The 24,392-nt window shown below is 45.7% G+C and carries 22 protein-coding genes and 1 other RNA gene; 15 read left to right on the top strand and 8 right to left on the bottom strand.

Going from position 1 to position 24,392, the window contains the following annotated elements:
• Nucleotides 1-13: 13 nt before the first annotated feature.
• Nucleotides 14-490, bottom strand: coding sequence for a nuclear transport factor 2 family protein (locus ACT6NU_RS14235; RefSeq protein ID WP_445382343.1), 477 nt, complete (start codon nt 488-490; stop codon nt 14-16).
• Between the two features lie 143 nt (nt 491-633).
• Here ACT6NU_RS14235 and panB point away from each other — a divergent pair, with 143 nt between their 5' ends.
• Nucleotides 634-1,452, top strand: a complete 819-nt coding sequence (gene panB / locus ACT6NU_RS14240; protein WP_445382344.1) for a 3-methyl-2-oxobutanoate hydroxymethyltransferase — start codon at nt 634-636, stop codon at nt 1,450-1,452.
• Nucleotides 1,453-1,461: 9 nt separating this feature from the next.
• Nucleotides 1,462-2,169, top strand: a complete 708-nt coding sequence (locus ACT6NU_RS14245) for an RluA family pseudouridine synthase (protein WP_445382345.1) — start codon at nt 1,462-1,464, stop codon at nt 2,167-2,169.
• 10 nt (nt 2,170-2,179) lie between these two features.
• Here ACT6NU_RS14245 and ACT6NU_RS14250 read toward each other — a convergent pair whose 3' ends face one another.
• Entirely contained in the window at nt 2,180-3,724 is a 1,545-nt protein-coding gene (locus tag ACT6NU_RS14250; protein WP_445382346.1) for a hypothetical protein, read from the bottom strand.
• A gap of 146 nt (nt 3,725-3,870) precedes the next feature.
• Here ACT6NU_RS14250 and ACT6NU_RS14255 point away from each other — a divergent pair, with 146 nt between their 5' ends.
• From ACT6NU_RS14255 to pheT, 3 genes are all read left to right on the top strand, one after another.
• Complete coding sequence (locus ACT6NU_RS14255) at nt 3,871-5,043, top strand: 2-isopropylmalate synthase (protein ID WP_445382347.1); 1,173 nt, start codon at nt 3,871-3,873, stop codon at nt 5,041-5,043.
• Entirely contained in the window at nt 5,043-6,161 is a 1,119-nt protein-coding gene (gene leuB / locus ACT6NU_RS14260; RefSeq protein ID WP_445382348.1) for a 3-isopropylmalate dehydrogenase, read from the top strand. The genes ACT6NU_RS14255 and leuB overlap by 1 nt, the downstream gene beginning before the upstream one ends.
• Before the next feature lie 129 nt (nt 6,162-6,290).
• Nucleotides 6,291-8,714, top strand: a complete 2,424-nt coding sequence (gene pheT / locus ACT6NU_RS14265; RefSeq protein ID WP_445382349.1) for a phenylalanine--tRNA ligase subunit beta — start codon at nt 6,291-6,293, stop codon at nt 8,712-8,714.
• Here pheT and ACT6NU_RS14270 read toward each other — a convergent pair.
• The gene (locus tag ACT6NU_RS14270) at nt 8,706-9,179 is read right to left on the bottom strand and encodes a fasciclin domain-containing protein (RefSeq protein WP_445382350.1); all 474 of its coding nucleotides are present in this window, start codon (nt 9,177-9,179) and stop codon (nt 8,706-8,708) included. The genes pheT and ACT6NU_RS14270 overlap by 9 nt on opposite strands.
• Nucleotides 9,180-9,466: 287 nt before the next feature.
• Here ACT6NU_RS14270 and ACT6NU_RS14275 point away from each other — a divergent pair, with 287 nt between their 5' ends.
• Nucleotides 9,467-10,186 (top strand): hypothetical protein, encoded by a 720-nt coding sequence (locus ACT6NU_RS14275; RefSeq protein WP_445382351.1) that lies wholly within the window; start codon nt 9,467-9,469, stop codon nt 10,184-10,186.
• A gap of 91 nt (nt 10,187-10,277) precedes the next feature.
• Here the strand turns inward: ACT6NU_RS14275 and ACT6NU_RS14280 are convergent, their stop codons facing one another.
• Nucleotides 10,278-11,906, bottom strand: coding sequence for an ABC-F family ATP-binding cassette domain-containing protein (locus ACT6NU_RS14280; RefSeq protein ID WP_445382352.1), 1,629 nt, complete (start codon nt 11,904-11,906; stop codon nt 10,278-10,280).
• Nucleotides 11,907-12,080: 174 nt separating this feature from the next.
• Here ACT6NU_RS14280 and ACT6NU_RS14285 point away from each other — a divergent pair, with 174 nt between their 5' ends.
• Nucleotides 12,081-13,463, top strand: coding sequence for a TlpA family protein disulfide reductase (locus ACT6NU_RS14285; protein ID WP_445382353.1), 1,383 nt, complete (start codon nt 12,081-12,083; stop codon nt 13,461-13,463).
• Nucleotides 13,464-13,532: 69 nt separating this feature from the next.
• Here ACT6NU_RS14285 and fsa read toward each other — a convergent pair whose 3' ends face one another.
• The 3 genes from fsa to ffs all read right to left on the bottom strand — a co-directional run bounded on the left by fsa (nt 13,533) and on the right by ffs (nt 15,240).
• A complete protein-coding gene (gene fsa, locus ACT6NU_RS14290) occupies nt 13,533-14,189 on the bottom strand; it encodes a fructose-6-phosphate aldolase (RefSeq protein WP_445382354.1) in 657 nt (218 codons plus the stop codon).
• Between the two features lie 53 nt (nt 14,190-14,242).
• Entirely contained in the window at nt 14,243-15,055 is an 813-nt protein-coding gene (locus tag ACT6NU_RS14295; protein WP_445382355.1) for an SDR family oxidoreductase, read from the bottom strand.
• A gap of 86 nt (nt 15,056-15,141) precedes the next feature.
• Nucleotides 15,142-15,240: signal recognition particle sRNA small type (gene ffs / locus ACT6NU_RS14300), an RNA gene on the bottom strand.
• A 120-nt stretch (nt 15,241-15,360) separates the two neighbouring features.
• On the opposite strand from ffs, the gene ACT6NU_RS14305 reads away from it, so the two are divergent.
• The 7 genes from ACT6NU_RS14305 (at nt 15,361) to ACT6NU_RS14335 (ending at nt 21,591) form a co-directional block, all read left to right on the top strand.
• Complete coding sequence (locus tag ACT6NU_RS14305) at nt 15,361-16,401, top strand: glutaminyl-peptide cyclotransferase (protein ID WP_445382356.1); 1,041 nt, start codon at nt 15,361-15,363, stop codon at nt 16,399-16,401.
• Nucleotides 16,401-16,793, top strand: coding sequence for an acyl-CoA thioesterase (locus ACT6NU_RS14310; protein ID WP_445382357.1), 393 nt, complete (start codon nt 16,401-16,403; stop codon nt 16,791-16,793). Before ACT6NU_RS14305 ends, ACT6NU_RS14310 begins: the two co-directional genes overlap by 1 nt.
• Before the next feature lie 178 nt (nt 16,794-16,971).
• Nucleotides 16,972-17,703: a LytR/AlgR family response regulator transcription factor gene (locus ACT6NU_RS14315; RefSeq protein WP_445382358.1), complete on the top strand. Its 732-nt coding sequence runs from the start codon at nt 16,972-16,974 to the stop codon at nt 17,701-17,703.
• Nucleotides 17,704-17,842: 139 nt separating this feature from the next.
• Nucleotides 17,843-18,004 (top strand): hypothetical protein, encoded by a 162-nt coding sequence (locus tag ACT6NU_RS14320; RefSeq protein ID WP_445382359.1) that lies wholly within the window; start codon nt 17,843-17,845, stop codon nt 18,002-18,004.
• A gap of 92 nt (nt 18,005-18,096) precedes the next feature.
• The gene (locus tag ACT6NU_RS14325) at nt 18,097-20,142 is read left to right on the top strand and encodes a tetratricopeptide repeat-containing sensor histidine kinase (RefSeq protein WP_445382360.1); all 2,046 of its coding nucleotides are present in this window, start codon (nt 18,097-18,099) and stop codon (nt 20,140-20,142) included.
• Nucleotides 20,143-20,151: 9 nt separating this feature from the next.
• Entirely contained in the window at nt 20,152-20,820 is a 669-nt protein-coding gene (locus tag ACT6NU_RS14330) for a histidine kinase (RefSeq protein WP_445382361.1), read from the top strand.
• Between the two features lie 117 nt (nt 20,821-20,937).
• Nucleotides 20,938-21,591: a hypothetical protein gene (locus tag ACT6NU_RS14335; protein WP_445382362.1), complete on the top strand. Its 654-nt coding sequence runs from the start codon at nt 20,938-20,940 to the stop codon at nt 21,589-21,591.
• Nucleotides 21,592-21,660: 69 nt separating this feature from the next.
• Here ACT6NU_RS14335 and glyA read toward each other — a convergent pair whose 3' ends face one another.
• A complete protein-coding gene (gene glyA / locus ACT6NU_RS14340; protein WP_445382363.1) occupies nt 21,661-22,935 on the bottom strand; it encodes a serine hydroxymethyltransferase in 1,275 nt (424 codons plus the stop codon).
• Nucleotides 22,936-23,039: 104 nt separating this feature from the next.
• Here glyA and fahA point away from each other — a divergent pair, with 104 nt between their 5' ends.
• Nucleotides 23,040-24,329, top strand: coding sequence for a fumarylacetoacetase (fahA, locus tag ACT6NU_RS14345; protein ID WP_445382364.1), 1,290 nt, complete (start codon nt 23,040-23,042; stop codon nt 24,327-24,329).
• Nucleotides 24,330-24,392: the final 63 nt, after the last annotated feature.

Consider the following 24,392-nt stretch of genomic DNA (forward strand, 5'->3'; position numbering starts at 1 on the left):
GACTGCCTGCTATTTAGTTTAAATCACATCCTTTTCGTTTGCGCGTATCTACCAGGTAGATAATTTTCCAGGCATTCCCGTCGTGATACAATTGAAATGAATTAACCCCGCAATGGCTGAAGGTACCCCTCAGATAGAATTCGTAGGGAGTCCAGGCATTGGCCATCAGACCATCAGAATGAATTGAATAATCGAGTAATTTTTCCTCGATCTGCACGGAATCCGGGATTGAACCTATGGACTGAACAAATGCATTCATATTTTCAGTCCTGAGCTGTGTGGCTCCATCCGGGGATTTCCCGATAGTCTGCAAAAGAACTTTTTCAGCAAGTACGGATCGCATCATAGCGGTATCCCTTTTGTGAAAACCTTCAAAAAACTGGTCTATAACTGCCTTCACTGCTTCGTAATCCGCTCCGGACTGGGCGAGGGTTTTCCCGGGGAACAGGCAGAATACAACAAGGCTACAGGCTGCAAAGTATTTTTTCATAATGCCTTTTTTGGTCTTACTAAATGTAATTCAATTTTACCCAATTGAAAAAACAGCGGCTGCTCATGCTGAGGCATATGGCATTTCCCACAAAAAAAGGCTGTGAAAAATGCTTACATTTGGAGGTATAAAATTTCGGCTAAATGTCTACCGCAAAGAAACAATACAAACGCGTCACGGTTAAATCCCTGATCGAAATGAAGCAACAGGGTGAGAAAATATCCATGCTCACTGCCTACGATTATTCCATGGCCAAAATTGTGGATGCCGCCATGATAGACGTTATCCTCGTTGGGGATTCTGCCAGCAATACCATGGCCGGGCACGAAACCACCCTGCCAATCACTCTGGATCAGATGATTTACCATGCTTCCTCTGTAATTCGTGCGGTAAGCCGGGCCCTGGTTGTAGTAGACCTCCCCTTCGGCAGTTATCAGAGCGACCCAAAGGAAGCATTGCGTTCCGCTATCCGCATTATGAAAGAAAGCGGGGCACATGCCGTGAAGATGGAAGGAGGAGTGGAAATAAAAGAATCTGTCAAACGGATACTGAATGCGGGGATTCCCGTAATGGGCCACCTCGGACTAACCCCGCAAAGCATCTATAAATTCGGAACCTACACAGTCCGTGCCCGGGAGGAGGAGGAAGCCGAAAAACTCCTGGAAGATGCCCTTTTGCTTGAAAGGCTGGGGTGTTTTGCACTGGTCCTGGAGAAAATACCTGCTGCGCTCACGCGCAATGTTTCTGAAGAGCTTACCATCCCTACTATCGGGATTGGCGCCGGAGTGGATGCAGACGGGCAGGTGCTCGTTATCCATGACCTGCTGGGAATGACACATGAGTTTAACCCCCGCTTCCTCAGGCGGTATATGAACCTCTATGAAGATATGGGAAATGCCATAGGGCAGTATGTTGCGGATGTCAAATCCAGGGATTTTCCAAGCACCTCTGAGCAGTATTAATCCCAGCGTTTGAAAACGAGAATTGAGCACAGCCGGCCAGATAACCTGCAGGTCCTTTACGAAGACAACCACCTGATCGCGGTCAACAAAAGGGTTGGGGATATCGTGCAGGGAGACAAAACCGGAGACCTGCCCTTATCCGAAGTGGTCAAGGAATTCCTCAAAGAGAAATACAATAAGCCGGGAGATGCCTATCTGGGGGTGATACACCGTCTTGACCGGCCTACCAGCGGGGCAGTCCTTTTTGCAAAAACTTCCAAAGCCCTAAGCCGTATGAACCGCTTGTTTGCGACCAAAGAGGTAGAGAAAACCTACTGGGCGCTGGTCTCGGAAAAACCGCCCATGGAGGCAGACCGCCTGGTACATTACATGGAGCGCAACCCGAAGCAAAATAAGTCCTATGCCTTTGATACAGAAGGCAAATCGCGAAAAAAAGCCATCCTTAACTATCGTTTGATACAGCAACTGGATAATTACTATTTGCTGGAAATACAATTGGAAACTGGGAGGCATCATCAGATCCGCTCGCAGCTGGCCGCCATTGGCCTTCCCATAAAAGGAGACCTTAAATACGGTTTTTCACGCTCCAATGCAGATGGAGGGATTCACCTGCACTCGCGAAAGCTTTCCTTTATACATCCGGTCAGTAAAAGCCCGGTGGAAGTGATCGCCCCTTTACCCGAGGAGGCACTCTGGAATGCCTGTTCCACAGATTAATCAATTTTCTTCAGCGCCTGATGGCCTGTGCCTTTTCCCGAATGATCTCGGCTACGGGCCTGGATTGCAGATGGCTCTCCAGCCAGGAGAGAATATCCAGGTAAAGAAAAGCCCTTTTTTCGTATGGGTGGTCCTCAAAGGCCTTCAGGCGTTCATAGAGTTCCTGAAAAGCTGCCTTAAGCTCATTGGGGTAGATGGAACCAATTTTGCGCAGGAAGGTGATCATTTCTCGCTGTACACCGTGCAGTTCATTCATCTTGAGCAGGAATTTATAAGTGCTTTTTAGCTGTACTTCCAGATGGTAGTCCATTCCCGCCTCAAAATGGGCTACCAGACTCAGCACCCGTGCAAAACACATCAGGTCTTCGCGCATTTTCAGGTTTCTGTTCTGAATGATTTTTTTCAGATACTGTATACACATTTTGTGGTCGCCAACCCCGAAATACAAACAGGCGATTTTGTAATAAAAGATCATTATGTGATGCTCGTCTAGCCTGGACCTGTGTTTGTTAATCCCGAACTCTACAATCTTTACGAGATAGAGGCCTTTCTCAAAAGTCCCCTCCAGAAAATGAAGGTTGAGTTTATTGGTATTGACATACAGGAATGCAAGAGAGGCAAGATTGTCATTGCGCGGAAAGTCTTTTCCGGAAACCACGGCTTCCAGCCGGTCCAGGGTAGCGCGAAACTGACTGGCGTACTTTACATAAAACAAGGATTCCAGCAAGTAGTTGTTCCCTTTAAGGTAAAAGACAGGGTTGAGCAGAATCATGTCGGGCTGCTCGTTGAACAGATCTACCCATTTGCTGGAATATTTATAGGAGGAGAGAAAATCCTGCGTCAGAAAACTATACCATAAATGTGCTTTGTACAGCCACAGTTTTTCCCTGAAACCCATTAATTTCATCGGGATCTCCGGCAAATGACTGTCAAAATAATCCGTGACCTTTCGGAAATCCTCATCGTTGCGGACATAGCCCATTTTTAGCATCATGCTGTAAAGCTGCAGGGAAAGGTTTGAGAGTTTACTGGTGATGGCATTTTGCTCCGACAGCCTTTCGGATTGGGAGGTAAGTTCACTGGCGCGGTCCGGGATGCTCCTGGTTATGTACTGGGTTTCAATAATTTTCTCGAGCTCCACAATCTCATAGGCAATATTTTTTTCTTCATTCTCAATGGCAAGGTATTTCACCTTATCCAGGATCTTCAGGCTTTGTTTGTACAGTCCCTTTTGATATAAAATAGTTGCAAAATCGAGTTGTTCCCGAATCTGAACCCTTATGTTTTGGTTAACGGGGTTAAGCCTCAGGCTAATAAGGATTTGCTTGTATAAATGGGCTTTCAGATTTGAAAGCTGTGATTTTTTTACAATCCCGCTCTGCAGAATGGCCTCTTCGTCATAGCCCTTAAGCTTATCCATCAGGTTGAAAAGTGCCAGAAATTTGGCATCCACATTAACCCCCAACCGGCCTACGTAAAGCTTAAATTGTCTTTTCTCGGATTTGGAGAGTGATTTGACCAATACAAACAACGCATCTTTATGGGTGCTAGTCATCGTAAAAAAATAGTATTATAAACCTGGCAATCAATCACTTAAAGATGTCGAAAACCTCGTAAACGTTGTAAATGCTCCTTTTAGGCCGCAGGCTTTTGTGCGGCTCCCTTTATATTCGTACGGGTGAATAAAAGTAAGTAATTATAATGAGTAAAGACAAGGTATATATATTTGACACTACCCTGAGGGATGGAGAACAGGTTCCGGGCTGTAAACTGGACACTGAGCAGAAGCTGGTTATTGCTGAACGCCTGGACCAGCTGGGAGTGGATGTGATTGAGGCTGGGTTCCCGATTTCAAGCCCTGGTGATTTTAAATCTGTTTCTGAAATTGCCGAAATTGTCAAAAACGCAACAGTCTGTGGTTTGACCCGGGCCGTTCGCAAGGATATTGAAGTAGCTGCGGAAGCGATCAAGCATGCCAAACGCCCCAGGATCCATACAGGGATCGGTACTTCTGAGTCTCATATAAAATACAAGTTCAAAGCCACGCAGGAGCAAGTCCTGGAAAGGGCCGTAGAAGCCGTTAAATACGCCAAATCATTTGTTGAAGATGTGGAATTCTACGCAGAGGATGCGGGAAGGACCGATAATGAGTTTTTGGCCAGGGTTTGTGAAGCGGTTATAAAGGCCGGAGCCACGGTTCTGAATATACCCGACACTACGGGGTATTGCCTGCCCGAGGAATACGGCGCAAAAATGAAATACCTGCGTGAAAACGTTACCGGAATTGATAAGGCCATTCTCTCCTGTCATTGCCATAATGACCTGGGCCTCGCTACTGCAAATTCCATAGCCGGGGTTATAAACGGCGCCCGGCAGATAGAATGTACCATTAACGGGATAGGCGAAAGAGCCGGAAATACCTCCCTGGAAGAAGTGGTCATGATCCTGAGGCAGCATCCTTATCTGAACCTGGATACAGATATCAATAGTAAACTGCTTTATGACACCAGCCAAATGGTCTCCAGCAAGATGGGAATGCCTGTGCAGCCCAATAAAGCCATTGTTGGCTCCAATGCTTTTGCCCACAGTTCCGGAATACACCAGGACGGGGTTATCAAAAAGCGTGAGACTTATGAAATAATCAATCCGGAAGACGTAGGGGTTACTGAATCCTCCATTGTCCTTACGGCCCGTAGCGGGAGAGCAGCGCTTGCTTACCGTGCAAAAAAAGTAGGATACGAACTTACCAAACTCCAGTTGGATACGGTATATGATGAATTCCTCAAGTTTGCAGATCGCAAAAAGGAAATTGTGGACGAGGATATTCACGCCATCGTGGTTGCCGCAGATATAAACATAGAAAGTCTCGCTTAATGAAATTAAAAATAGCCTTATTGCCCGGCGATGGAATCGGGCCGGAAGTTGCAGCACAGGCAGTTGCCTGCCTTCAGGCCGTAGAAGAACACTTCGGCCATACCTTTACCTTTAGTGAGGCATTGGTCGGAGCTATTGCCATTGAAAAAACCGGAGATCCTTTACCCGAAACAACCCTGAACCTTTGTAAGCGTGCTGATGCCGTTTTATTCGGCGCCATAGGGGATCCCAAATACGATAATGATCCTGGAGCTAAGGTCCGTCCGGAGCAGGGACTGTTGAGGCTTCGAAAAGAACTGGGGCTGTTCAGCAACATACGTCCCGTAAAAGTATTCCCTACCCTTCTCGATAAATCACCCCTTCGAAAAGAAATTGTCAGTGGTACCGATTTTGTTATTTATCGCGAATTGACTGGAGGTATTTATTTCGGCGAAAAGAAATGGAGTGAAGACGGAACTACCGCTTCGGATCTCTGTGAATACCATGAGTCCGAAATTAGCCGGATTGCTCACCTGGCCTTTAAAGCAGCTAAAAGCCGCAGGCAAAAGCTAACCCTTGTAGACAAGGCCAATGTATTGGAATCTTCCAGGTTGTGGAGGAAAGTAGTCACTAAAATATCGGAAAGCTATCCGGAGGTAACCCTCAATTATCTATTTGTGGACAATGCGGCCATGCAGCTTATTTTGAACCCCAGCCAGTTCGACGTGATTCTTACCGAAAACATGTTTGGGGACATTCTTTCGGATGAAGGCAGTGTTATTGGCGGATCAATAGGTCTTTTGCCCTCGGCCTCAGTAGGAACGGAAAATGCCATGTTTGAGCCCATCCACGGCTCCTATCCGCAGGCAACCGGTAAAAATATCGCCAATCCGATCGCATCCATATTATCGGCCGCCATGTTGCTGGATCACTTTAACCTGAAGGAAGAAGCCATTGCAGTGGTTAATGCCGTAAACAAGGCGCTTAAGAAGGGGTTGGTCACGCCAGATTTGAATCCAAAAAGCAAATATGGAACTGACGATGTAGGGCATTTTATCGCCAGTCATATTTCCGATGAGGACGATTACAGGGGCCTGAATAAAGAAAATATCGGGCTGGGAAAATCAACGATCATTTAATTCCCGCTTTTGAATTACCCTGGAGAACCCCCGGAAGCATTTCGGGGGTTTTTTATACTTCCATGCAAGTATGGCGCCTTATGGAAATCTTAATACAAACGCTTATCTTTGGTGGCTTAAATCAGAGGAATGAAAATCTCCTATAACTGGCTTCGGCAATTTTTAGAAATAGACTGGGATGCAAAGCAAACCGCTGAACTGCTTACCGATCTGGGATTGGAGGTAGAAGGGATCAGCCACTTTGAATCAGTTAAAGGAGGTTTGCAGGGAGTTGTAGTTGGCGAGGTAACCAAATGCATTAAGCATCCGAATGCAGATAAGCTCAAGCTTTGTGAGGTAGCCCTGTCCGATTCTGAAACCGTCCAGATTGTCTGTGGTGCCCCCAATGTGGCAAAAGGCCAGAAGGTGCCTGTAGCAACCATTGGCACCACCCTTTACGATGCCGAGGGAAATCCATGGAAGATTAAAAAAGGTAAAATCCGGGGAGAGCTCAGCCAGGGCATGATTTGTGCAGAAGATGAATTAGGCCTGGGCGAAAGTCACGACGGAATAATGGTCCTGGATAACAATATCCCGGCAGGGACTCCCTGCAGTGAAATATTTGAAGTAGAAGCGGACGAAGTATTTGAAATTGGGCTTACCCCTAACCGGGCCGACGCAATGAGTCATTTTGGGGTGGCAAGAGATTTAAGAGCAGGCCTGAAACAACGAGAAATTTCCAAAGAACTCATCACTCCATCCATTAGCAGTTTTAATGTAGACAACCGTTCTCTGCGTATTGATGTTGATGTGGAACGTACAGACCTGGCTCCACGCTACTGCGGGATAACCATTGGTAATTTAATTGTACAACCCTCTCCTGACTGGCTTAAAAACCGGCTCCGGGCCATTGGCTTAAAACCCATCAATAACATAGTGGATGCCACCAACTATGTATTACACGAGTTGGGGCAGCCCTTACATGCTTTTGATGCAGACAGGATCTTCGGAAAAAAGATCATTGTCAAAACCGTTGCAGCGGGTACTAAGTTCATGACCCTTGACGGGGAAGAACGCAGCCTTCACGAAGAAGACCTCATGATTTGCGACGGTGAAAAGCCGATGTGTATAGCCGGGGTTTTCGGTGGTATTAATACGGGGGTTACCGAAAATACGCGTTCCATCTTTCTTGAAAGCGCCTATTTCGACCCTGTAAGCATTCGGAAAACAGCAAAAAGGCACGGGCTCAATACAGATGCTTCCTTTCGCTTTGAAAGGGGAATCGATATAAATAATGTTGAATACGCGCTGGTTAGGGCAGCCCTGCTTATCCGGGATATTGCCGGCGGGGATATCTGTTCGGACATCGTGGATTTATACCCCAACAAGATGCAGGACCATAATGTGTTCCTGACATTTGATAAAATAAATGGCCTTATTGGTCAGGAAATCCCCAGGGATACTATTAAATCCATACTCGCTTCCCTGGATATCCGTGTGAAAAGCGTCACGGAATCCGGCCTGGGTCTGGAAATTCCATTTTACCGTGTAGACGTTCAGCGGGAAGTTGATGTAATCGAAGAGATTTTAAGGGTTTATGGCTACAACAACATCCCCAATAATGATAAGTTTACTGCTTCTATTGCCCCTCCCCTGAAACCTGAAAACCACAGGATACAGGATAAAATAGGAGACCAACTGGCGGCACAGGGTTTTTATGAAATTTTGGGCAATAGTCTTACAAACCCGGCTTATCATCAATTGCTGTCGAAAGAAGGGAGTGAAGAGATCCGGTTGCTGAACCCGCTCAGTCAGGAATTATCGGCTATGCGGATGGATATGCTGAGCAACGGCCTGGAGGCCGTTGCCCATAACCTGAACCGAAAGCAGCAGGATTTACGTTTTTTCGAATTCGGCAAAGTATACCATTACCGGGAAAATAATCGTATTGAAGAAAACAGGCTTTCCCTGCTCATCAGTGGTAATACACACAGGGACCACTGGACTGCCAAAGGCCTTCCCATGGGCTTCTTTTACCTGAAATCTGTGGTGATTTCCATCCTGCATCGGCTTGGGCTGACCGAATGCAATGAAATCCCGCTAACAGATGATCGCTTTTCTGAAGCCCTTAGCCTGGTCTATGGTGGAAAAAATGTGGCAGAATTCGGTTTGGTGAAAACGGGCATATGCAAAGCCTTCGATATTAAACAAGCTGTTTTATTTGCCTCGCTCAACTGGGATGAATTGATAACCCTGGCAGGTAGCGCTGAATTTACCTTTACCGAAATCCCAAAATATCCTGAAGTAAAAAGGGATTTCGCCCTGTTGCTGGACGATCATATTTCCTTTGAAGCCATACACAAACTGGCTCTGAAAGCGGAACGTAAATTCCTGCAAGACGTACAGTTATTTGATGTTTATACCGGAAGTTCCCTGCCGGATGGGAAGAAATCCTATGCGGTGAGCTTTAGTTTACTGGACCGTAAAAAGACGCTTACCGACAAGCAGATCGATGCCGTCATGAACAGGCTGCAAAAGCAATTTGAAAAAGAATTGGGTGCAGAATTAAGGTAAACTCACCGCCTGTGGCATAACAAGGCTATCTATCTGATGGAAGATCAGGTTGTCCCTGTTGGAATCGGCATTTATAATCCTTGCGGTATTTCCAGAGCAGTCCCAAAGCACTATATCCGTTCCCTGCATGCTGGCCAGCAATTCTTCTCCCTGTATGGTAGTTAGCCTGGCCACTCCCCCGCCCCGGCACATGGCTTTCAGAATTCTTGAGGCAGTGAGCTCCCCCGCTACTATATGATAGGATAACAGTGATTTCAGGGTTTTCTTATTCTCTGGCTTTAATAGCTCCCGGATCTGTGAGGGATTAAGTCGTCCAAAAGCCTCGTCTGAAGGCGCAAATACAGTAAAGCTCCCTTTGTCTTTGAGCATTTCCATTATGTCTGTTGCTGCTGCAATATTAAATAAGTTCCTGTAGGTTGCAGACTGTTTTGTGTTCTGGAAGGAAGCGGTTTGAACTAAATCCAAGGCCGGCTGGCTGGAAGCCTGTGCGCTGCTGAATGAGACGACAAAAATGGACGTCACCAAGCATAATAAGCCTGATAATTTCATAGGTAAATTCACTTTGGGGTTGAAAGCAACTATCGATAAACGGCAAACTTTCATCGACAATATACGCAATTTGGACTATTATCAGATCTTTAGATAAACCATGAAATGAATATTAACTTTTATTTAACATTCATAAGTTCCGCCAGAGAGTTGACTTGAGGGCACTCATTCTTTATTTTTGAACATTGCTAAAAAAGAAATTAATGTTGAAAAGAACCGATATTGAGCAAAGACTGTCTGCTTTGCAAGAGACTAAATTCCAGGAAGTAGCCCTTCAGGAATTGCTGCAAGCCCATGCCATTAAGGAGGCCTCGCTTACAGAAACGGAAGCCGGCGCTGTGCAGGCAGCCGAGAAATCAGTCCCTGTAAACAGTTTTGACTTCGACCAGCTGGATACTTCCCGTATTTATCATATGAGGCATATCCGACAGATATGTATTGACTACAGACTGCGTTTCCTTGACCTGAAATATTTTAAGCCGGAGCTACCAGAGGAAGCGCATCAGGCCATTGCTGAAATAGAAGCAGTGCATGAAACCCAGCTGGAAAATTTTAAAATCATCGCCCCTTCGAAGCTCTTTAAATTGGCAGATAAAGATGATCCCTTATTATTCGTGCCCATGGGAAATGACTATTTCTACCTGGTACACAAATGGGGAAATGACCTGCATCCACTTAGAAAATTGCTGGTCTGGCCGTTCAAAAACATCATCAATCTAAGTTTACTGGTGCTTTTTGTAAGCCTGCTGGCCACCTTTCTGGTTCCCTCCGGCCTGTTCTCAAAGAACAACAGCGGTACGGAATTCTGGATTATTTTCTTCTTTATGTTCAAATCCATTGCAGCCGTTGTGATTTATTATGGATTTGCCATGGGCAAGAATTTTAATCCGGCCATATGGAACAGCAAATATTTTAATGCCTGAATCTCTAAAGAGCCTCTCATTGCAAAAATGAGGCTGCTTCTGGGATCCCTGCAGTGGAAGCACCCTGCACGAATGTTTTAAAACAATACCCTCAGACTGTTACGCTATAACACTTATCCCGTTGTTCGCGTATGGCGGAATCAGACATATAATCGTCAAAGCTCAGATAGCGGTCAATGGTATAGCTGGGGGTTAGTTCCACTATTCTGTTGGCGACAGTTTGAGCAAACTGATGGTCATGGGTTGTGAAAATAACTGTCCCCTTGAATTGCTTTAAGGAATTGTTGAAAGCCGTAATACTCTCCAGGTCCAGGTGGTTCGTGGGTTCATCGAGCAACAAAACATTGGCCCGCAGCAGCATCATACGACTGAGCATGCAACGGACTTTTTCACCTCCGGAAAGTACTGTACATTTTTTGAGGGCCTCTTCGCCGCTAAATAACATTTTTCCCAAAAACCCTCTCAGGTTTACTTCTTCCTTTTCTTCCTGTGTTTTGGCCCATTGCCGCAACCAGTCTACCAGATTTATATCCTCTTCAAAAAACGAACTGTTATCTGATGGCAGATAAGAAGTTGAGGTTGTTACCCCCCATTGGAAGGAGCCTTCATCGGGCTTTCGGTTGCCACTGATTATTTCGTAAAAAGCAGTAGTGGCACGGGAATCCCTGGAAATCAGCGCTACCTTATCCCCTTTTGCCAGATTCAGGTTGCCCTTGCGAAACAACCAGTCTCCGTCTTCGCTGCGCGCACCCAGGCTTTCCAGATTCAGGATCTGATCGCCGGCCTCCCGCTCCCTTTCAAAAATTATGGCAGGGTACCTCCTGCTTGAGGGTTTGATATCCTCCACCTTTAATTTTTCAAGCATTTTTTTACGTGAGGTGGCCTGCTTGCTCTTGGCTACGTTGGCGCTAAAACGCTGTATAAACTCCTGAAGTTCTTTGGCCTTTTCCTCTGCCTTTCGGTTCTGTTGGGCCCGCTGCCGTGCAGCAAGCTGACTGCTTTCATACCAAAAAGAATAGTTTCCACTGTAGAGGTTGAGTTTGCCAAAATCGATATCGGCAATATGGGTACATACCGCATCGAGGAAATGACGGTCGTGCGAAACCACAATTACAAGATTCTCGTAGTCTGCGAGGAAATTTTCAAGCCATTGTATGGTATCATAATCCAAATCGTTGGTAGGCTCGTCCATTACCAGTACATCCGGATTTCCAAACAGGGCCTGGGCAAGCAAAACGCGGACCTTTAATTTGGCCTCCATTTCAGACATGAGGGTATAGTGCAGATCTTCTGAAATCCCGAGGTTTGAGAGCAGCGCTGCCGCGTCGCTGTCAGCATTCCAGCCATCCATTTCTTCAAAAGCAACCTGCAGTTCTCCAATACGATCAGCATTGGCGTCATCGTAATCTGCATAGAGGGCATCCATCTCTGTTTTGATATCAAACAGCGGTTTATTTCCCCTGAGCACTGTCTCCAGCACGGTATGGGAATCGTGGGCGTTGTGATCCTGCTGCAGAACAGACATCCGTTTCCCCGGCTCCAGGTGCACCTGCCCGGAGGTTGGATCCATTTCACCGGATAGGATTTTTAAGAAAGTTGATTTTCCGGCACCGTTAGCCCCTATTACGCCATAGCAATTTCCTGAGGTAAAGGTAACCTGTACTTCATCAAAAAGGACTCTTTTACCGAATTGGACAGATAAATTGGAAACAGATAACATGTACTGATTTTTAAATTTTTGCAAAAGTAAACAAAATAAAACGTTGTCACTATCAAAAGAAGACGTTAAATACAGGGGTTTTCGGGAGGCTTTAAGGGTTTTTTAACTAGGCGTTAACAGGGTGCATTCCCACCTTTATTTAGCTTTGTTCAGCGTTCATGCAGTTAAGAATATATGTATAGACTTTTACTCGCTATCCTCATTATTACGTTTTGCGCCTGTGAAAACAGGGAAGAGCCAAGGTCGGCCACTTACCTGGCAGGGGAAATCGTTAATCCTACGGCCCGGCACGTAAAACTGTTCAAAGGCGAGGAAGTTATAGATTCCGTTCCCCTGAATGCACAAAACCGTTTTGAATTCCGATTGGATTCCCTTGAAGACGGACTCTACAATTTTTCCCACGATCCTGAATACCAATACGTATATCTAGAAAAGGGGGATAGTATCCAACTACGATTGAATACAATGGCCTTTGACGAATCCCTTACCTATTCGGGCACCGGCGAGGTTGTAAACAACTTTATGATTAACCTCTACCTGGAGCGCGAAAGGGAGGATGATGTCATCAAAAGTTCATTTATCCAATTGGAACCAGAGTTGTTCGCTAATAAGATGGATTCGCTGGTTGACAAACAATTAAATGAGCTGAACCAGCTTCAGGATGAAAACGCTGTTTCTGAACCGGCCTATGAAATGGTAAAGGCCAGTATTCTTTACCGATCTTATTTTTACCGTGAAAGCTATCCGTTCTGGCATAAGAAGGAGTCGGCCGATAAAACGCTTCACAGCCTGCCCGAAGATTTTTATGACTATCGCAATAGCATTTCTTACAACAATCCGCAGCTTACCTATTTACGTCCGTATTACGAGTTTATGAAGTATCATATCGGAAACCTGGCATATATGGGATGCCGGAAAAGCTGTTCCGATATGCAGGGGACTATTTCAAACCAGTTGCATTTTAACAGGCACCAATTAAAACTTATTGACAGCCTTGTAAAACAGGAAACCCTGAGGGATAACCTTTTTCGCACTGTCGCTTTTGACTACCTGCTGAAAAACGACTCGGATGAGAATTACGCCCTTTTTATGGAGGATTTTCACAGCCTATCCGGCAACAACCGGCACTTGCAGGAAATCAATGATCTTAGCGAAGGAATACGCAGCTTACGACCTGATAACGAGTTGCCCGATCTGAATCTTTACAATTCACTTGGAGAGGAAATTTCTTTAAAGGATATTAGTAAGAACGAAGAGGTGGTTTTCTACTTCTGGACAGGGCCCCAACCCAGACACCTGAAAAATATTACAAAACGGGTTCGGGACCTGGAAAAAATTCACAAAGACCACCGCTTTGTCGGAATTTGTATTCGCACAGGAAAGGAACAGTGGGAAACCCAATTAAAATCCTATGGCCTGAATCCTGAAAACCAGTTCTGGGCAAAAGACTACAATACGCTCACCCACCGCCTGGTGGTTAACAACCCCTATAAGGTGATCATTGTCCGGAACGGGCGTATAGTTGATGGTTTCGCAAACCTGAATACTTCCTTTTAAGAACTACAGCCCATAAAAAAACCCGATCCCCCTGACAGGAAACCGGGCTTCATCAAATACTTCCGAATCTCAATTATTGCCTTTGCGGTAGTCTGCAAGGAATTTTTCGAGTCCGATATCGGTAAGCGGGTGATTCAATAGCCCTTCGATCGATGAGAGCGGACCAGTCATGACATCTGCGCCCAGTTTAGCACAATCAATTACGTGCATGGTATGTCTTATAGAAGCGGCAAGGATTTGCGTTTCAAAGTCGTAATTATCATAGATGTGCCTGATTTCTGCAATCAGATTAAGCCCGTCTGTTGAGATATCATCAAGCCTTCCGAGAAAAGGAGACACATAGGTGGCTCCGGCTTTTGCGGCCAATAATGCCTGCCCGGGTGAGAATACCAGGGTACAGTTCGTGCGTATGCCGTGGTCGGAAAAGTACTTCAGGGCCTTTACCCCATCCCGTATCATGGGCACCTTTACAACAATCTGTTCATGTAATTCGGCAAGTTCCTCACCTTCCTTGACCATTTCCTTAAACGTAGTTGCTATGACTTCCGCAGAAACATCTCCGCTTACAATTTCACAAATATCTACGTAGTGTTTCAGGATATTGTTCCTTCCTGTGATTCCTTCTTTGGCCATCAGGGAAGGGTTGGTGGTAACCCCGTCTAAGACGCCGAGTTCCTGTGCCTCGCGAATTTGATCCAGATTGGCCGTATCGATAAAAAATTTCATAAATGCTATTTGAATTTGAGTTTTTAGGGGGCAACTACTGCCCTGCTACAAAACTACAATTTATAATGGTTTAACAAGAGACGTTCATAGAGTTTATCCGGCATAATCCGCTTGAGGATCAGGGAGAAACGCTGCATGGGGCTTCCTACCGTGTAGTGCACAGATGGATTGCTTTTCATAAGGATGCTGTATATCTTTTCTGCCACCTCTTCCGGGTTTTTGCCAGAGTCTACATGGGCATTTATCAAATCCAGTGTTTTTCCGTAAGATTCTGCATAAGGAGAACCCACCTTAACCGGGGTGTGGTAGCGTCCTGAAGCAATATTGGTGGCATAATCGCCAGGGGCCAGGGTACACATATGAATGCCGCTCCCTTTCAGTTCCATTCGATAAGCCTCTGTACTGATCTCCAGAGCGCTTTTACTTGCTGAATAAATACCCCTGTAGGGCAATCCCATATAGGCGGCTATAGAAGTGATGTTGATGATAAAGCCAGAATTCATTGCCCGCATCTTTGGCAGGGTTTCCCGGATTACGCGTAACGGACCGTAGAAATTGACTTCAAAATTGTCCGCAATGGCTTCTTCCGGGGTTTCTTCCAGAGGCCCTGTAATCCCTACCCCTGCGTTGTTGATCAGAACATCAATCCGTCCTTCAGCCGCAATCAGGGAATTCAAAGCACTCGCAATGGAATCGGATTTGCGAACATCCATTTCCAGTAAGGGGAAGTGATTAAAATCAGGATAGCTGGAGGGCTTCCTGCTGGTACCGTACACCCTAAAACCTTTGTTTGCCAGATAAATACCCGTTGTCTTACCCAAACCGGAAGACCCTCCGGTTATCAAAACTACCTTTTGAGATTCCATAGCTGCAAAGAAACAAAAAACACGGCTTTCTTAGTCGGATTTACCTGCCCGAATTCAATGATAAAGGCTCATTATTGGGCATAAAAAAACGGCAAGCTACCTACATCGCACCGCTACGACCGCATACCCTTGCTGCGTTCCCGCCCTGGGGGATTCTGCAGGAGCTGGTCGTGTAGGACTTGCCGAATGCAAATATACATTCTTTTTAATTTTGGGCCAATGGATTTACATGCTTAATTTAGCGCTGCCCGCTAAAATTATAGCTGCAATCTGGGTTTGTTTTAATATCTAAAAGAACGGGAAACATGAGTTTTTGGAAGATCGGTTCCTCCCTGCTGTTTATACTGCTTTTTCTGGCATGCGGAGATGAGGATCCCTCCCGGCAATTTGCCATCAAATTCGACACCTCCGGAAAATCTTTCCAGAACGGGGAAAGCACGGGGGTTAGCATACGCAACAGCTCTGAAAAGGAAATTGACTCGGTGGCTTATTTTCTGGATCAAATTCCACTGAAGGAAGATCAGGGACGCCTCTCCCTGACTGCCCAAACCCTAGGAGAAAAAACCCTGAGCGCCAAAATTTTCTGCGAGGGGGAAACCATTGAAATTTCAAGGGAAATTATCCTGCTTGCAAGCAAGGCCCCGGAGCTATATACCTTTAAAATTATAAATACCTTCCCGCATGACCGCAAGGCCTTTACACAGGGCCTCGAATTCTACCAGGACACCCTGTACGAAAGCACTGGCCAAAACGGCGCTTCCAGCCTGCGCAAAGTAGATTTCAGAACAGGGAAAATTCTGCAACAGGCAGATCTGGAAAAACAGTATTTCGGGGAAGGGATAACTATTTTGGATGACCGGATCCTGATGCTCACCTGGAAAAGTAAAACGGGGTTTATCTACAACCGCAAAACCCTCGAAAGACTGGGTAGTTTTGCCTATGGGGAAAGCAAAGAGGGATGGGGGTTATGTCATGATGGGACACGGATTTACAAAAGCGATGGCAGCCAGAAGATCTGGATACTGGACCCGCAGACCTATAGTGAAACCGGGCATATCGAAACGGTTACAAACAGCTCTGTTTTCAACAAGGCAAACGAACTGGAATACGTGGATGGAAAAATTTATGCCAATGTCTGGCAGCGGGAAAGTATGATGATCATAGATGCTGCCAGTGGTGCCATTGAAGGTGTTGTTAATTTTGCAGGCCTTAAAAACAAGGTTACCCAGCATCCGGAGCTGGATGTCCTAAATGGGGTGGCCTACCACCCTGAACGTAAAACCTTCTTTGTAACGGGCAAGCGATGGGATAAGCTATTCGAAGTCCGAATTGAAAAGAAAAACTGATGAAGCGCTTTCAAAAAACTGTGGAGGTACAGGCAGAAGATTTGGACGCGCTGGAACACGTCAACAATATCCGCTACCTCAAATGGGTACAGGAAATTTCTGAAACGCATTGGGAGTTGCTTTCCGCAGGTGCCTGGAAAGACACTTTTTTCTGGGTAGTCCGAAGCCACCACATCGAATATTTCAGGCCCGCCCTGAAGGGAGAGAAACTGCAAATCACCACCTATGTAACAGAGGCCAGGGGAGCCCTATCTAAACGTATCGTGGAATTTGCCCTGTCTGAAAACAACAAGCCTGTTGCCAGTTGTGAAACGGTATGGTGCCTGCTAAATAGCAACAGCCTGAAACCCGCAAGGATGCCGGATAAAATGGAACAGCTTTTTTATGTCTGAAAAACAGACTATTATGCGGGTTTTTAATTATTATATTATTTTTCTTACACTTTCTGTTTATTTTTCCTATTAGATTGTAAAAAATCCTTGTATTTTATGTCAAACCATAGAAGAACTATGGTTTTTACATAATGCTAACTATCTAACTATGACTAATTTGCTGTAGAAATCATATTGGGTGGAATATACCTATAGCATAATCGATTCCAGCGCTACCTCAAATTTGCAATTGCAGCACTTTCTTGAGGAGTATGGGGATTTTATGTGTGTGTCCCAGGATGCATCTGTTGATGACGGCCTCAACAGCATCCTAAAATTCAAGCCAGACCTGGTAATCCTCAACCTGGAACAACAGGCACGGCACTGTTTTGAAATGGTGCGGGATTTGTACCAGTACCTGGAAGAACAACCCCTGGTGATCGGGATTGCCGCCTGCACGGATTATGCCTACGAGGCCCTGAAAAATCAGTTCTTTGATTACTGGCTGATGCCTTTTAATGAATTCGACATCCGTAAAACCCTCCTAAAGCTCAAGAAACGCTTTCCAAAAACTACTGCTACCCCTACCCTCTGCCTGCAGTCTTACAAAGATTACCAGTACCTGAATACCAACGATATTCTCTATCTCAAGGCAGATAATAATACTACCGACTTCATTATGAAAGACGGCAGCCGCATCAGCGCCTACAAAACCCTGAAATGTTTCGAGGAAAAACTACCCGAAAATTTCGTCCGCATCCACCAGAGCTATATCCTGAACCAGGATTATATCTCCCGCATCAATTATGGCAAAAATCGACTGAGCCTGCGGATTGTAAAAACCGAAATCCCCTTCTCCCGTTCCTACAAACCTGTGGTGGATACCCTAAAGCAAAAGCTCAGCCAAAATTCCCTGCATTCGGGCAAATAACCGAATTCTCTCAAAACCCGGCCATTTACTCTCAGAAAGCAGCCATCTGCTAAAAGGAGCCTGTTTTCTATACGACCAAGCTCAGGGCTGTAGTATTTTGGTGACAGAAAATATAATCTAACTCCTAAATAATACAACTATGAAAAAAGTAGTAAGTTTTGCAGCAATTTGTTTGATGGTACTTGGAATGGCTTCCTGTGAGGCAGAAACTTCTCTGGATGAGACAGAAGCCCTTTATGATATAGAACTGCAGGCCAATGATGATGATGAAAGTGCTAGTACAGATAAAGGAGGGAATTAAACAGAACAGACTTTATTAAAAATAAAGCAGCCCTGGATAATGTATTCAGGGCTTTTTTGTTATTTTGATTCTAGAATCGCATTGTATCCATAATGAAATACCTGGCCCTTCTTCTTTTTATCCTTCTTGCCAACAACCTGAAAGAGGTAGTACCCTCGGTACAGGATTATCCGGGGCTGCAGGCACAGCTGGACAGCCTAAAAAATGAAGAAGTGTCTAAGGAGACCAAAGCCAGGCTTGCGCTTCGAACCCTGCAGTATTCGGACACTATCAGCAACCCTTCCGTGCGTTCTGAATTCCTAACGGAATTGTCCTATATATCAATGAAACAACTGGATTCTGCCATTTTCAGAAGGATTAATAACGGGGTTCGCGCCCGTGGATTTGCAGAAAAAGACACCCTACTCCTGGCCAATACCGCCTGGGACTTAGGGATTTTTATGGAGGATCGGAACCTAAGGGATAGCGCCTTCTATTATTTTGCCGAATCCCGGGATTATTTCCAGGCCCTCGGAGACTGGTATGGATCCGGCCGTATGCACCAGGCTATGGCCAAGCAACAAAACTGGGCGAAAGATCATATTGGAGCCGAAACCAGTGCCCTGGGAGGGGTCCGGGATTTTGAAAAAATCCAGGATACAATAAATCTGTTCCATGGCTTTAACCAACTTGGAATCATCGCCAAGGATATGGGGGATTACGAACAGGCTTTAGATTATTACGACAGGGCAGAGAATTATCTAGATAAGCTTGTAGATCCGGGAACAAAAAGAAACATATTGGCTAATAATCGCGGGAACGTATATCGGGAAATTGGCGATTATCGCAGTGCCCAAAAGTATTTTGAAAGCTCCCTTTCTGATGGGGTATTAAAAGAAAACAACCCGGATTCTTATGCCCGTACGCTTACCAATTTAGGTAAGGTATTATTTGAACAGGGGGATATGGAAGATGCCCTCACCAGGTATACGGAAGCTCTTGAACTTCGAAAGCAACAAGGGAAAGTAGTCTCCCTGGCATCCGTTAGCTATTACCTGGCCGAATACTGGTTGGCCCAAAAGGATACCGCCAGGGCAGCAGCCTATCTGGATGATGGCCTTAGCTATGCGCAGCAAGGAGGAGACAATGACCGCTTACTGGAACTTTATACCCTTGCCGCCCGCATCCACCCTGATCAGGCCACAGAATACATGCAGGCCTATGCAGAGCTGTCTGAAAAAATTATGAAGGATGAACGACAACAGCGCAATAAATTCGGACGGATCCGTTTCCAGACACAGGAGTATAAAGACCAGGCCCAACTGTTAACGGAACGGCAACAATTGTATGCCGGGGTCGCACTGGGCGTTATGCTGCTGGGTATCTCCTTAATTGTGATCATTTACCAGCGCATCCGCAACCAGAAACTCCGCTTTGAACAGCAGCAACAGGCCACCAACCAGGAAATCTTTACACTGCTTTTATCCCAGAATGAAAAAATCGAGGAAGGGAAAAGTGCCGTACAAAAACAAATATCAGAAGAATTGCACGACGGGGTGCTGGGGGCCATGAACGGAATCCGAATGGTTTTACTGGGGCTCAATGGACGCGAAGACGAAGCATCCATCAAAATGAGGGCTGAAGCCCTGGAAAAACTGAAAAACGTACAGGAGGAAATCCGGACTATCAGCCATCAACTGAGCGATGCCGCATACCAGCAATTTCATAATTTTGTAATTTCCATAGAGGAAATGGTGAGGGAGGTCTGCGATCCGGCAGGACTGAAGTACCATTTTGAATACGACAACGACACGGACTGGGACGGCCTTGGTGGGGAAGTAAAGATCAATCTGTACCGTATCCTGCAGGAATGCCTTCAGAATGTAATCAAACATGCCAAAGCCTCCCTGGTTACGATTACCATGGAGCAACGGCAGGACTATCTTTGCATCTGTGTAAAAGACGACGGGGTCGGATTCCGCAAAGAAATAAAGAAAAAAGGTATCGGGCAGAAAAACATCAGCTCAAGGGTTGAAAGCCTGAAAGGAAAATGGAAACTGATAAGCAGCCCCGGGAACGGGACCGAAATCCAAATTGAAATTCCTTACGGCCCTGAGAAGGAGATAGAAGTAAGGGAAGAAATGGTGATAGAAGAATAAGCAGCAAACATGGAAGTAGTACGGATTTTAGCAGTAGACGACCACGAAATGACCACTTTGGGATATAAATTTATCCTGGAAGACACTAAGTTCGATGGGTATGAGGTACGCATGGATACAGCCAAAACCTACAGGGAAGCAATACAAAAACTGGATCAGTCCGTAAAAGGCCTCCCCTACCAGATCTTGCTGCTGGACATTCAGCTGTCCCAGGGTTCTGAAGGTCCGGCGGAAAGCGGAGAAGACATCGGGATTTATGCCCGGAAAGTTTGTCCGGAGGCCAAAATTGTCTTTATGTCTTCCTTTAGTGACAACTACCGAATTAACAGCGTGATGCAATCTGTTGATCCAGAGGGCTATATGGTTAAATCTGAAATTGATCAGAAGTCCCTGCAAACCATGGTAGAAACCGTTCTGAATACCCCTCCTTACTATACCCAGAAGGCACTTGTTGCCATACGGAAGAAAATGGCCAATGATATTAACCTGGATGAAAACGACAAGAAAATCCTGTATCATTTATCCATAGGGACCAAAACCAAGGATATGGTTAACCATATTTCACTTTCCCTGCCTTCTATAGAAAACCGCAAACGTCAGATTAAGGCCCTTTTTGGAGTGGAAAAGCAAAACGACCAGGCCCTTATTTCCGAATCCAGAAAACGAGGCTTTATCTGAAATACCGCTTTAAAACCCTGTTATTTACAAAGAAAACCCATAGAAATATTATGGTTTTCGCATAATCCGGTGCGCGTATTTAGAACTACATTTGAGTATGAGGTGTATATTCTTATTATGAAGCGAATCGAACAGGCTAAAATTCAGCACAGTCTTTCACTAAAGATTGACAATAATCCCTGTATCTGTTGTGGAGAGGATTTTAAGAATTATATGGAACGTGTATTTTTTGCAGAAGTTTCCATAAAGGTATGCTCTTCCGAATTTATAGAGGAAAGCCTGGTAGTTTCCCTGAAATGCAATATGACCCTTCTCGAAATGATGCACCATCTGCAGGAAGGGACCTGGGGAGGTTTTGAACAAGCTGCCGGAAACCAGAGCAGGGAGTGGTCCATGATAGAACATCTTGAAAATCTGGAATTTAAAAACAGTAAACGGGTCGATATTGAAGAGTTTATCCTTCAATTGGAAGATACCGCCATTATCATCAAGCGCATCGGGCCCAAAAGCATCGCTATGGAACTGGAGCAGGTGCTGCACAAATTAGCCGCCCATTACGTACATACCTCAAAAGGCCTGGAAGAAACCCCTTATGAATTTCATATCCCGGTAATGGAAGAGGCGGAGTTAGGATCCCGGCAATTTATGGATCCCGCTCAGGACTATTATAAATTCTGGGGTCTGTATTACGAATCCCAGCTGGATGCCAAGATCTATGATGTGCAGGGACGCAAACTGCTGTCTGATCCGCTTCAGATCGAAAACCCCTGAGGCAGGCCTTACATCTGTATTGAATACAATAATCAATTAGGTTCCCCCAAACCTAAAATAAAAGAGTCCCTATCCGGCAAAAAGGGGTCTGTCTGCCATCATTGCATTTACCTCCTGCCGGACCTTGCCAATTACATCTTCTGATTGTGGATCGGAAAGCACCCTGTCTATAAGGCTCACAATGGTTTCCATTTCGGATTCTTTAAGCCCGCGGGTTGTGATGGCCGCTGTCCCAAACCGGATCCCGGAGGTAACAAAGGGGGATTTATCATCAAAGGGAACCATGTTTTTGTTTGCGGTGATATCGGCTTCTACCAGTACTTTTTCAGCGTCCTTTCCGCTAATTCCTTTATTTCTGAGATCGATGAGCATCATGTGGTTATCAGTGCCGCCTGAGATGATATGGTAATCACGGGATACAAATGCTTTGGCCATTGCCTTTGCATTTTTTTGTACCTGCAGCATATAATGTAAAAAATCGTCTGTGAGCGCCTGCCCAAACGCCACAGCCTTGGCCGCAATAATATGCTCCAAGGGCCCTCCCTGGTTTCCTGGGAATACCGCCAGGTCTATAAGGGAAGACATGCTTCGCAAGGCGCCGCTTTTAAGGGTCAGGCCAAAGGGATTTTCGAAGTCTTCACCCATCAGGATCAGCCCCCCCCTGGGGCCTCTGAGTGTTTTATGAGTGGTTGTGGTCACGAAATGGCAGTGCGGTACCGGGTCATTCAGGATTCCCTTGGCGATCAGGCCTGCCGGATGGGCAATATCGGCGAGAAGGAGAGCTCCCACACTATCTGCGATTTCCCTGAAACGGGCAAAATCCATATCCCTGGAATAGGCAGAAGCCCCCGCGATAATCAGCTTTGGTTTTTCACGACTGGCTATTTCCGCAATTGTGTCGTAATTAAGCCTGCCGCTTTCTTTTTCCACCCCGTAGAAGACAGGGCGATAGAATTTTCCGGAAAAATTGACCGGTGATCCGTGTGTAAGGTGGCCCCCGTGTGAAAGATCAAAACCGAGGATGGTATCTCCTGGCCTCAGGCAGGCCTGAAAAACTGCGGCATTAGCCTGGGAACCGGAGTGTGGTTGTACATTGGCGTAAACCGCTCCGAATAATTCTTTAGCGCGATCAATGGCAATATTTTCAACCTGGTCAACTATTTCACATCCTCCGTAATACCGTTTCCCAGGATATCCTTCGGCGTATTTATTGGTCAAAACGGATCCTGCCGCCTCCATCACCTGTGGGCTGGTGAAGTTTTCAGAAGCTATCAGCTCAATTCCGTTAGTCTGACGGTCTTTTTCCGCCTGTATCAAATCAAAAATCTGCTTGTCGCGCTGCATATTTTATGGGCTGTTAAATGAGCGGTAAAAGTACAAATTGGAGGGGGTTAAACCAGATAAAATGATATATTTGATTATGAATTTATCAAACACAAATTAACAATATGTCCCTTAAAGCGAACGACCCCAGCAGAACTTCATGGCTACCAGTACACCCAAATTCGGATTTTCCCATTCAGAACATCCCATTCGGCGTTTTTTTGACACGGGATGATGTTATCACCATAGGAACGCGAATCGGGGATACGGCTATTGACCTGGGGGCTTTGCACCAACTGGGCTATTTTAACGATATCCCACTTACGGATGATATTTTCCTGCAGGACACCCTGAATGATTTTATTTCGGACGGCAAGAAAACCTGGAGGCTGGTCCGTAACCGCATCAGTGAAATTTTTGATAAGAACAACAAAGAACTGCAGCAGAACGAGGCGCATAAAAAGATCATCCTTTTTACCCTGGATGAAATCGAAATGCAGCTCCCGGTTCAAATAGGCGATTATACAGACTTTTATTCCAGTAAGGAACACGCCACAAATGTGGGTAAAATGTTTCGGGACCCAGAAAATGCCCTGTTACCTAACTGGTTGCATATTCCCGTTGGTTACCATGGCAGGAGTTCCAGTATCATTCCGTCCGGAACCCCGGTGCGCCGGCCAAACGGACAAACGCTTCCAAAAGATTCCAAAACACCGGTCTTCGGGCCTTCCAAAAGGGTTGACTTTGAACTGGAGATGGCCTTTATCACCACAGATGCCAATAAACTGGGAGAACCCATCCCTATTGATGAAGCTGAAGAATATATTTTCGGGCTGGTCCTGTTTAATGACTGGAGCGCCCGTGATATACAAAAATGGGAATACGTCCCCCTGGGGCCCTTTTTAGGAAAGAGTTTTGCCTCTTCCATTTCTCCCTGGATTGTAACCCTTGACGCCCTCGAACCCTTCCGGGTAAAAGGGCCTGAGCAAAAGCCCCTTCCCCTGCCCTACCTCCGGCAGAAAGGCCCCGGGAGCTTTGACATTCAGCTGGAAGTAGACCTGATCCCGGAGGAGGGAGCGGCTAACACGATCTGTCGTTCTAACTTTAAATATATGTACTGGTCCATGGCCCAGCAACTCACACACCATACCATTAACGGGTGTAATGTTATCAGCGGGGACATGATGGGAAGTGGTACCATTTCCGGACCCAGTCCGGATTCCTTCGGGTCCCTGCTGGAGCTCTCCTGGGGAGGAAGCAAACCGCTTCAACTTTCTGGTGGGCAGAGCCGTACTTTTGTAGAAGACATGGATACCGTTATCATGCGGGGTTATTGTAAGAAAGATGGCCGGCGGATCGGCTTTGGAGAGGTTTCTTCTAAATTGTTGCCCGCGCTGGATCTGAAGAATATTTAGGCTTTCACAACTACTTTTATCTCTTTTATACGATAATTGAACGATTTTCGTTCTACTCATGAT

The sequence above is a fragment of the Robiginitalea rubriflava genome, from assembly GCF_052540725.1.

Excerpts from the sequence above, each read along its gene's own strand:
- ACT6NU_RS14305 (WP_445382356.1), top strand. The coding sequence starts at position 15,361 with ATGAGTTTTTGGAAGATCGGTTCCTCCCTGCTGTTTATACTGCTTTTT.
- ACT6NU_RS14250 (WP_445382346.1), bottom strand. The coding sequence starts at position 3,724 with ATGACTAGCACCCATAAAGATGCGTTGTTTGTATTGGTCAAATCACTC.
- ACT6NU_RS14275 (WP_445382351.1), top strand. The coding sequence starts at position 9,467 with ATGTTGAAAAGAACCGATATTGAGCAAAGACTGTCTGCTTTGCAAGAG.
- ACT6NU_RS14255 (WP_445382347.1), top strand. The coding sequence starts at position 3,871 with ATGAGTAAAGACAAGGTATATATATTTGACACTACCCTGAGGGATGGA.
- fahA (WP_445382364.1), top strand. The coding sequence starts at position 23,040 with ATGTCCCTTAAAGCGAACGACCCCAGCAGAACTTCATGGCTACCAGTA.
- ACT6NU_RS14280 (WP_445382352.1), bottom strand. The coding sequence starts at position 11,906 with ATGTTATCTGTTTCCAATTTATCTGTCCAATTCGGTAAAAGAGTCCTT.
- ACT6NU_RS14320 (WP_445382359.1), top strand. The coding sequence starts at position 17,843 with ATGAAAAAAGTAGTAAGTTTTGCAGCAATTTGTTTGATGGTACTTGGA.
- leuB (WP_445382348.1), top strand. The coding sequence starts at position 5,043 with ATGAAATTAAAAATAGCCTTATTGCCCGGCGATGGAATCGGGCCGGAA.
- glyA (WP_445382363.1), bottom strand. The coding sequence starts at position 22,935 with ATGCAGCGCGACAAGCAGATTTTTGATTTGATACAGGCGGAAAAAGAC.
- panB (WP_445382344.1), top strand. The coding sequence starts at position 634 with ATGTCTACCGCAAAGAAACAATACAAACGCGTCACGGTTAAATCCCTG.
- ACT6NU_RS14295 (WP_445382355.1), bottom strand. The coding sequence starts at position 15,055 with ATGGAATCTCAAAAGGTAGTTTTGATAACCGGAGGGTCTTCCGGTTTG.
- ACT6NU_RS14325 (WP_445382360.1), top strand. The coding sequence starts at position 18,097 with ATGAAATACCTGGCCCTTCTTCTTTTTATCCTTCTTGCCAACAACCTG.
- fsa (WP_445382354.1), bottom strand. The coding sequence starts at position 14,189 with ATGAAATTTTTTATCGATACGGCCAATCTGGATCAAATTCGCGAGGCA.
- ACT6NU_RS14335 (WP_445382362.1), top strand. The coding sequence starts at position 20,938 with ATGAAGCGAATCGAACAGGCTAAAATTCAGCACAGTCTTTCACTAAAG.
- ACT6NU_RS14330 (WP_445382361.1), top strand. The coding sequence starts at position 20,152 with ATGGAAGTAGTACGGATTTTAGCAGTAGACGACCACGAAATGACCACT.
- ACT6NU_RS14235 (WP_445382343.1), bottom strand. The coding sequence starts at position 490 with ATGAAAAAATACTTTGCAGCCTGTAGCCTTGTTGTATTCTGCCTGTTC.
- ACT6NU_RS14310 (WP_445382357.1), top strand. The coding sequence starts at position 16,401 with ATGAAGCGCTTTCAAAAAACTGTGGAGGTACAGGCAGAAGATTTGGAC.
- pheT (WP_445382349.1), top strand. The coding sequence starts at position 6,291 with ATGAAAATCTCCTATAACTGGCTTCGGCAATTTTTAGAAATAGACTGG.
- ACT6NU_RS14285 (WP_445382353.1), top strand. The coding sequence starts at position 12,081 with ATGTATAGACTTTTACTCGCTATCCTCATTATTACGTTTTGCGCCTGT.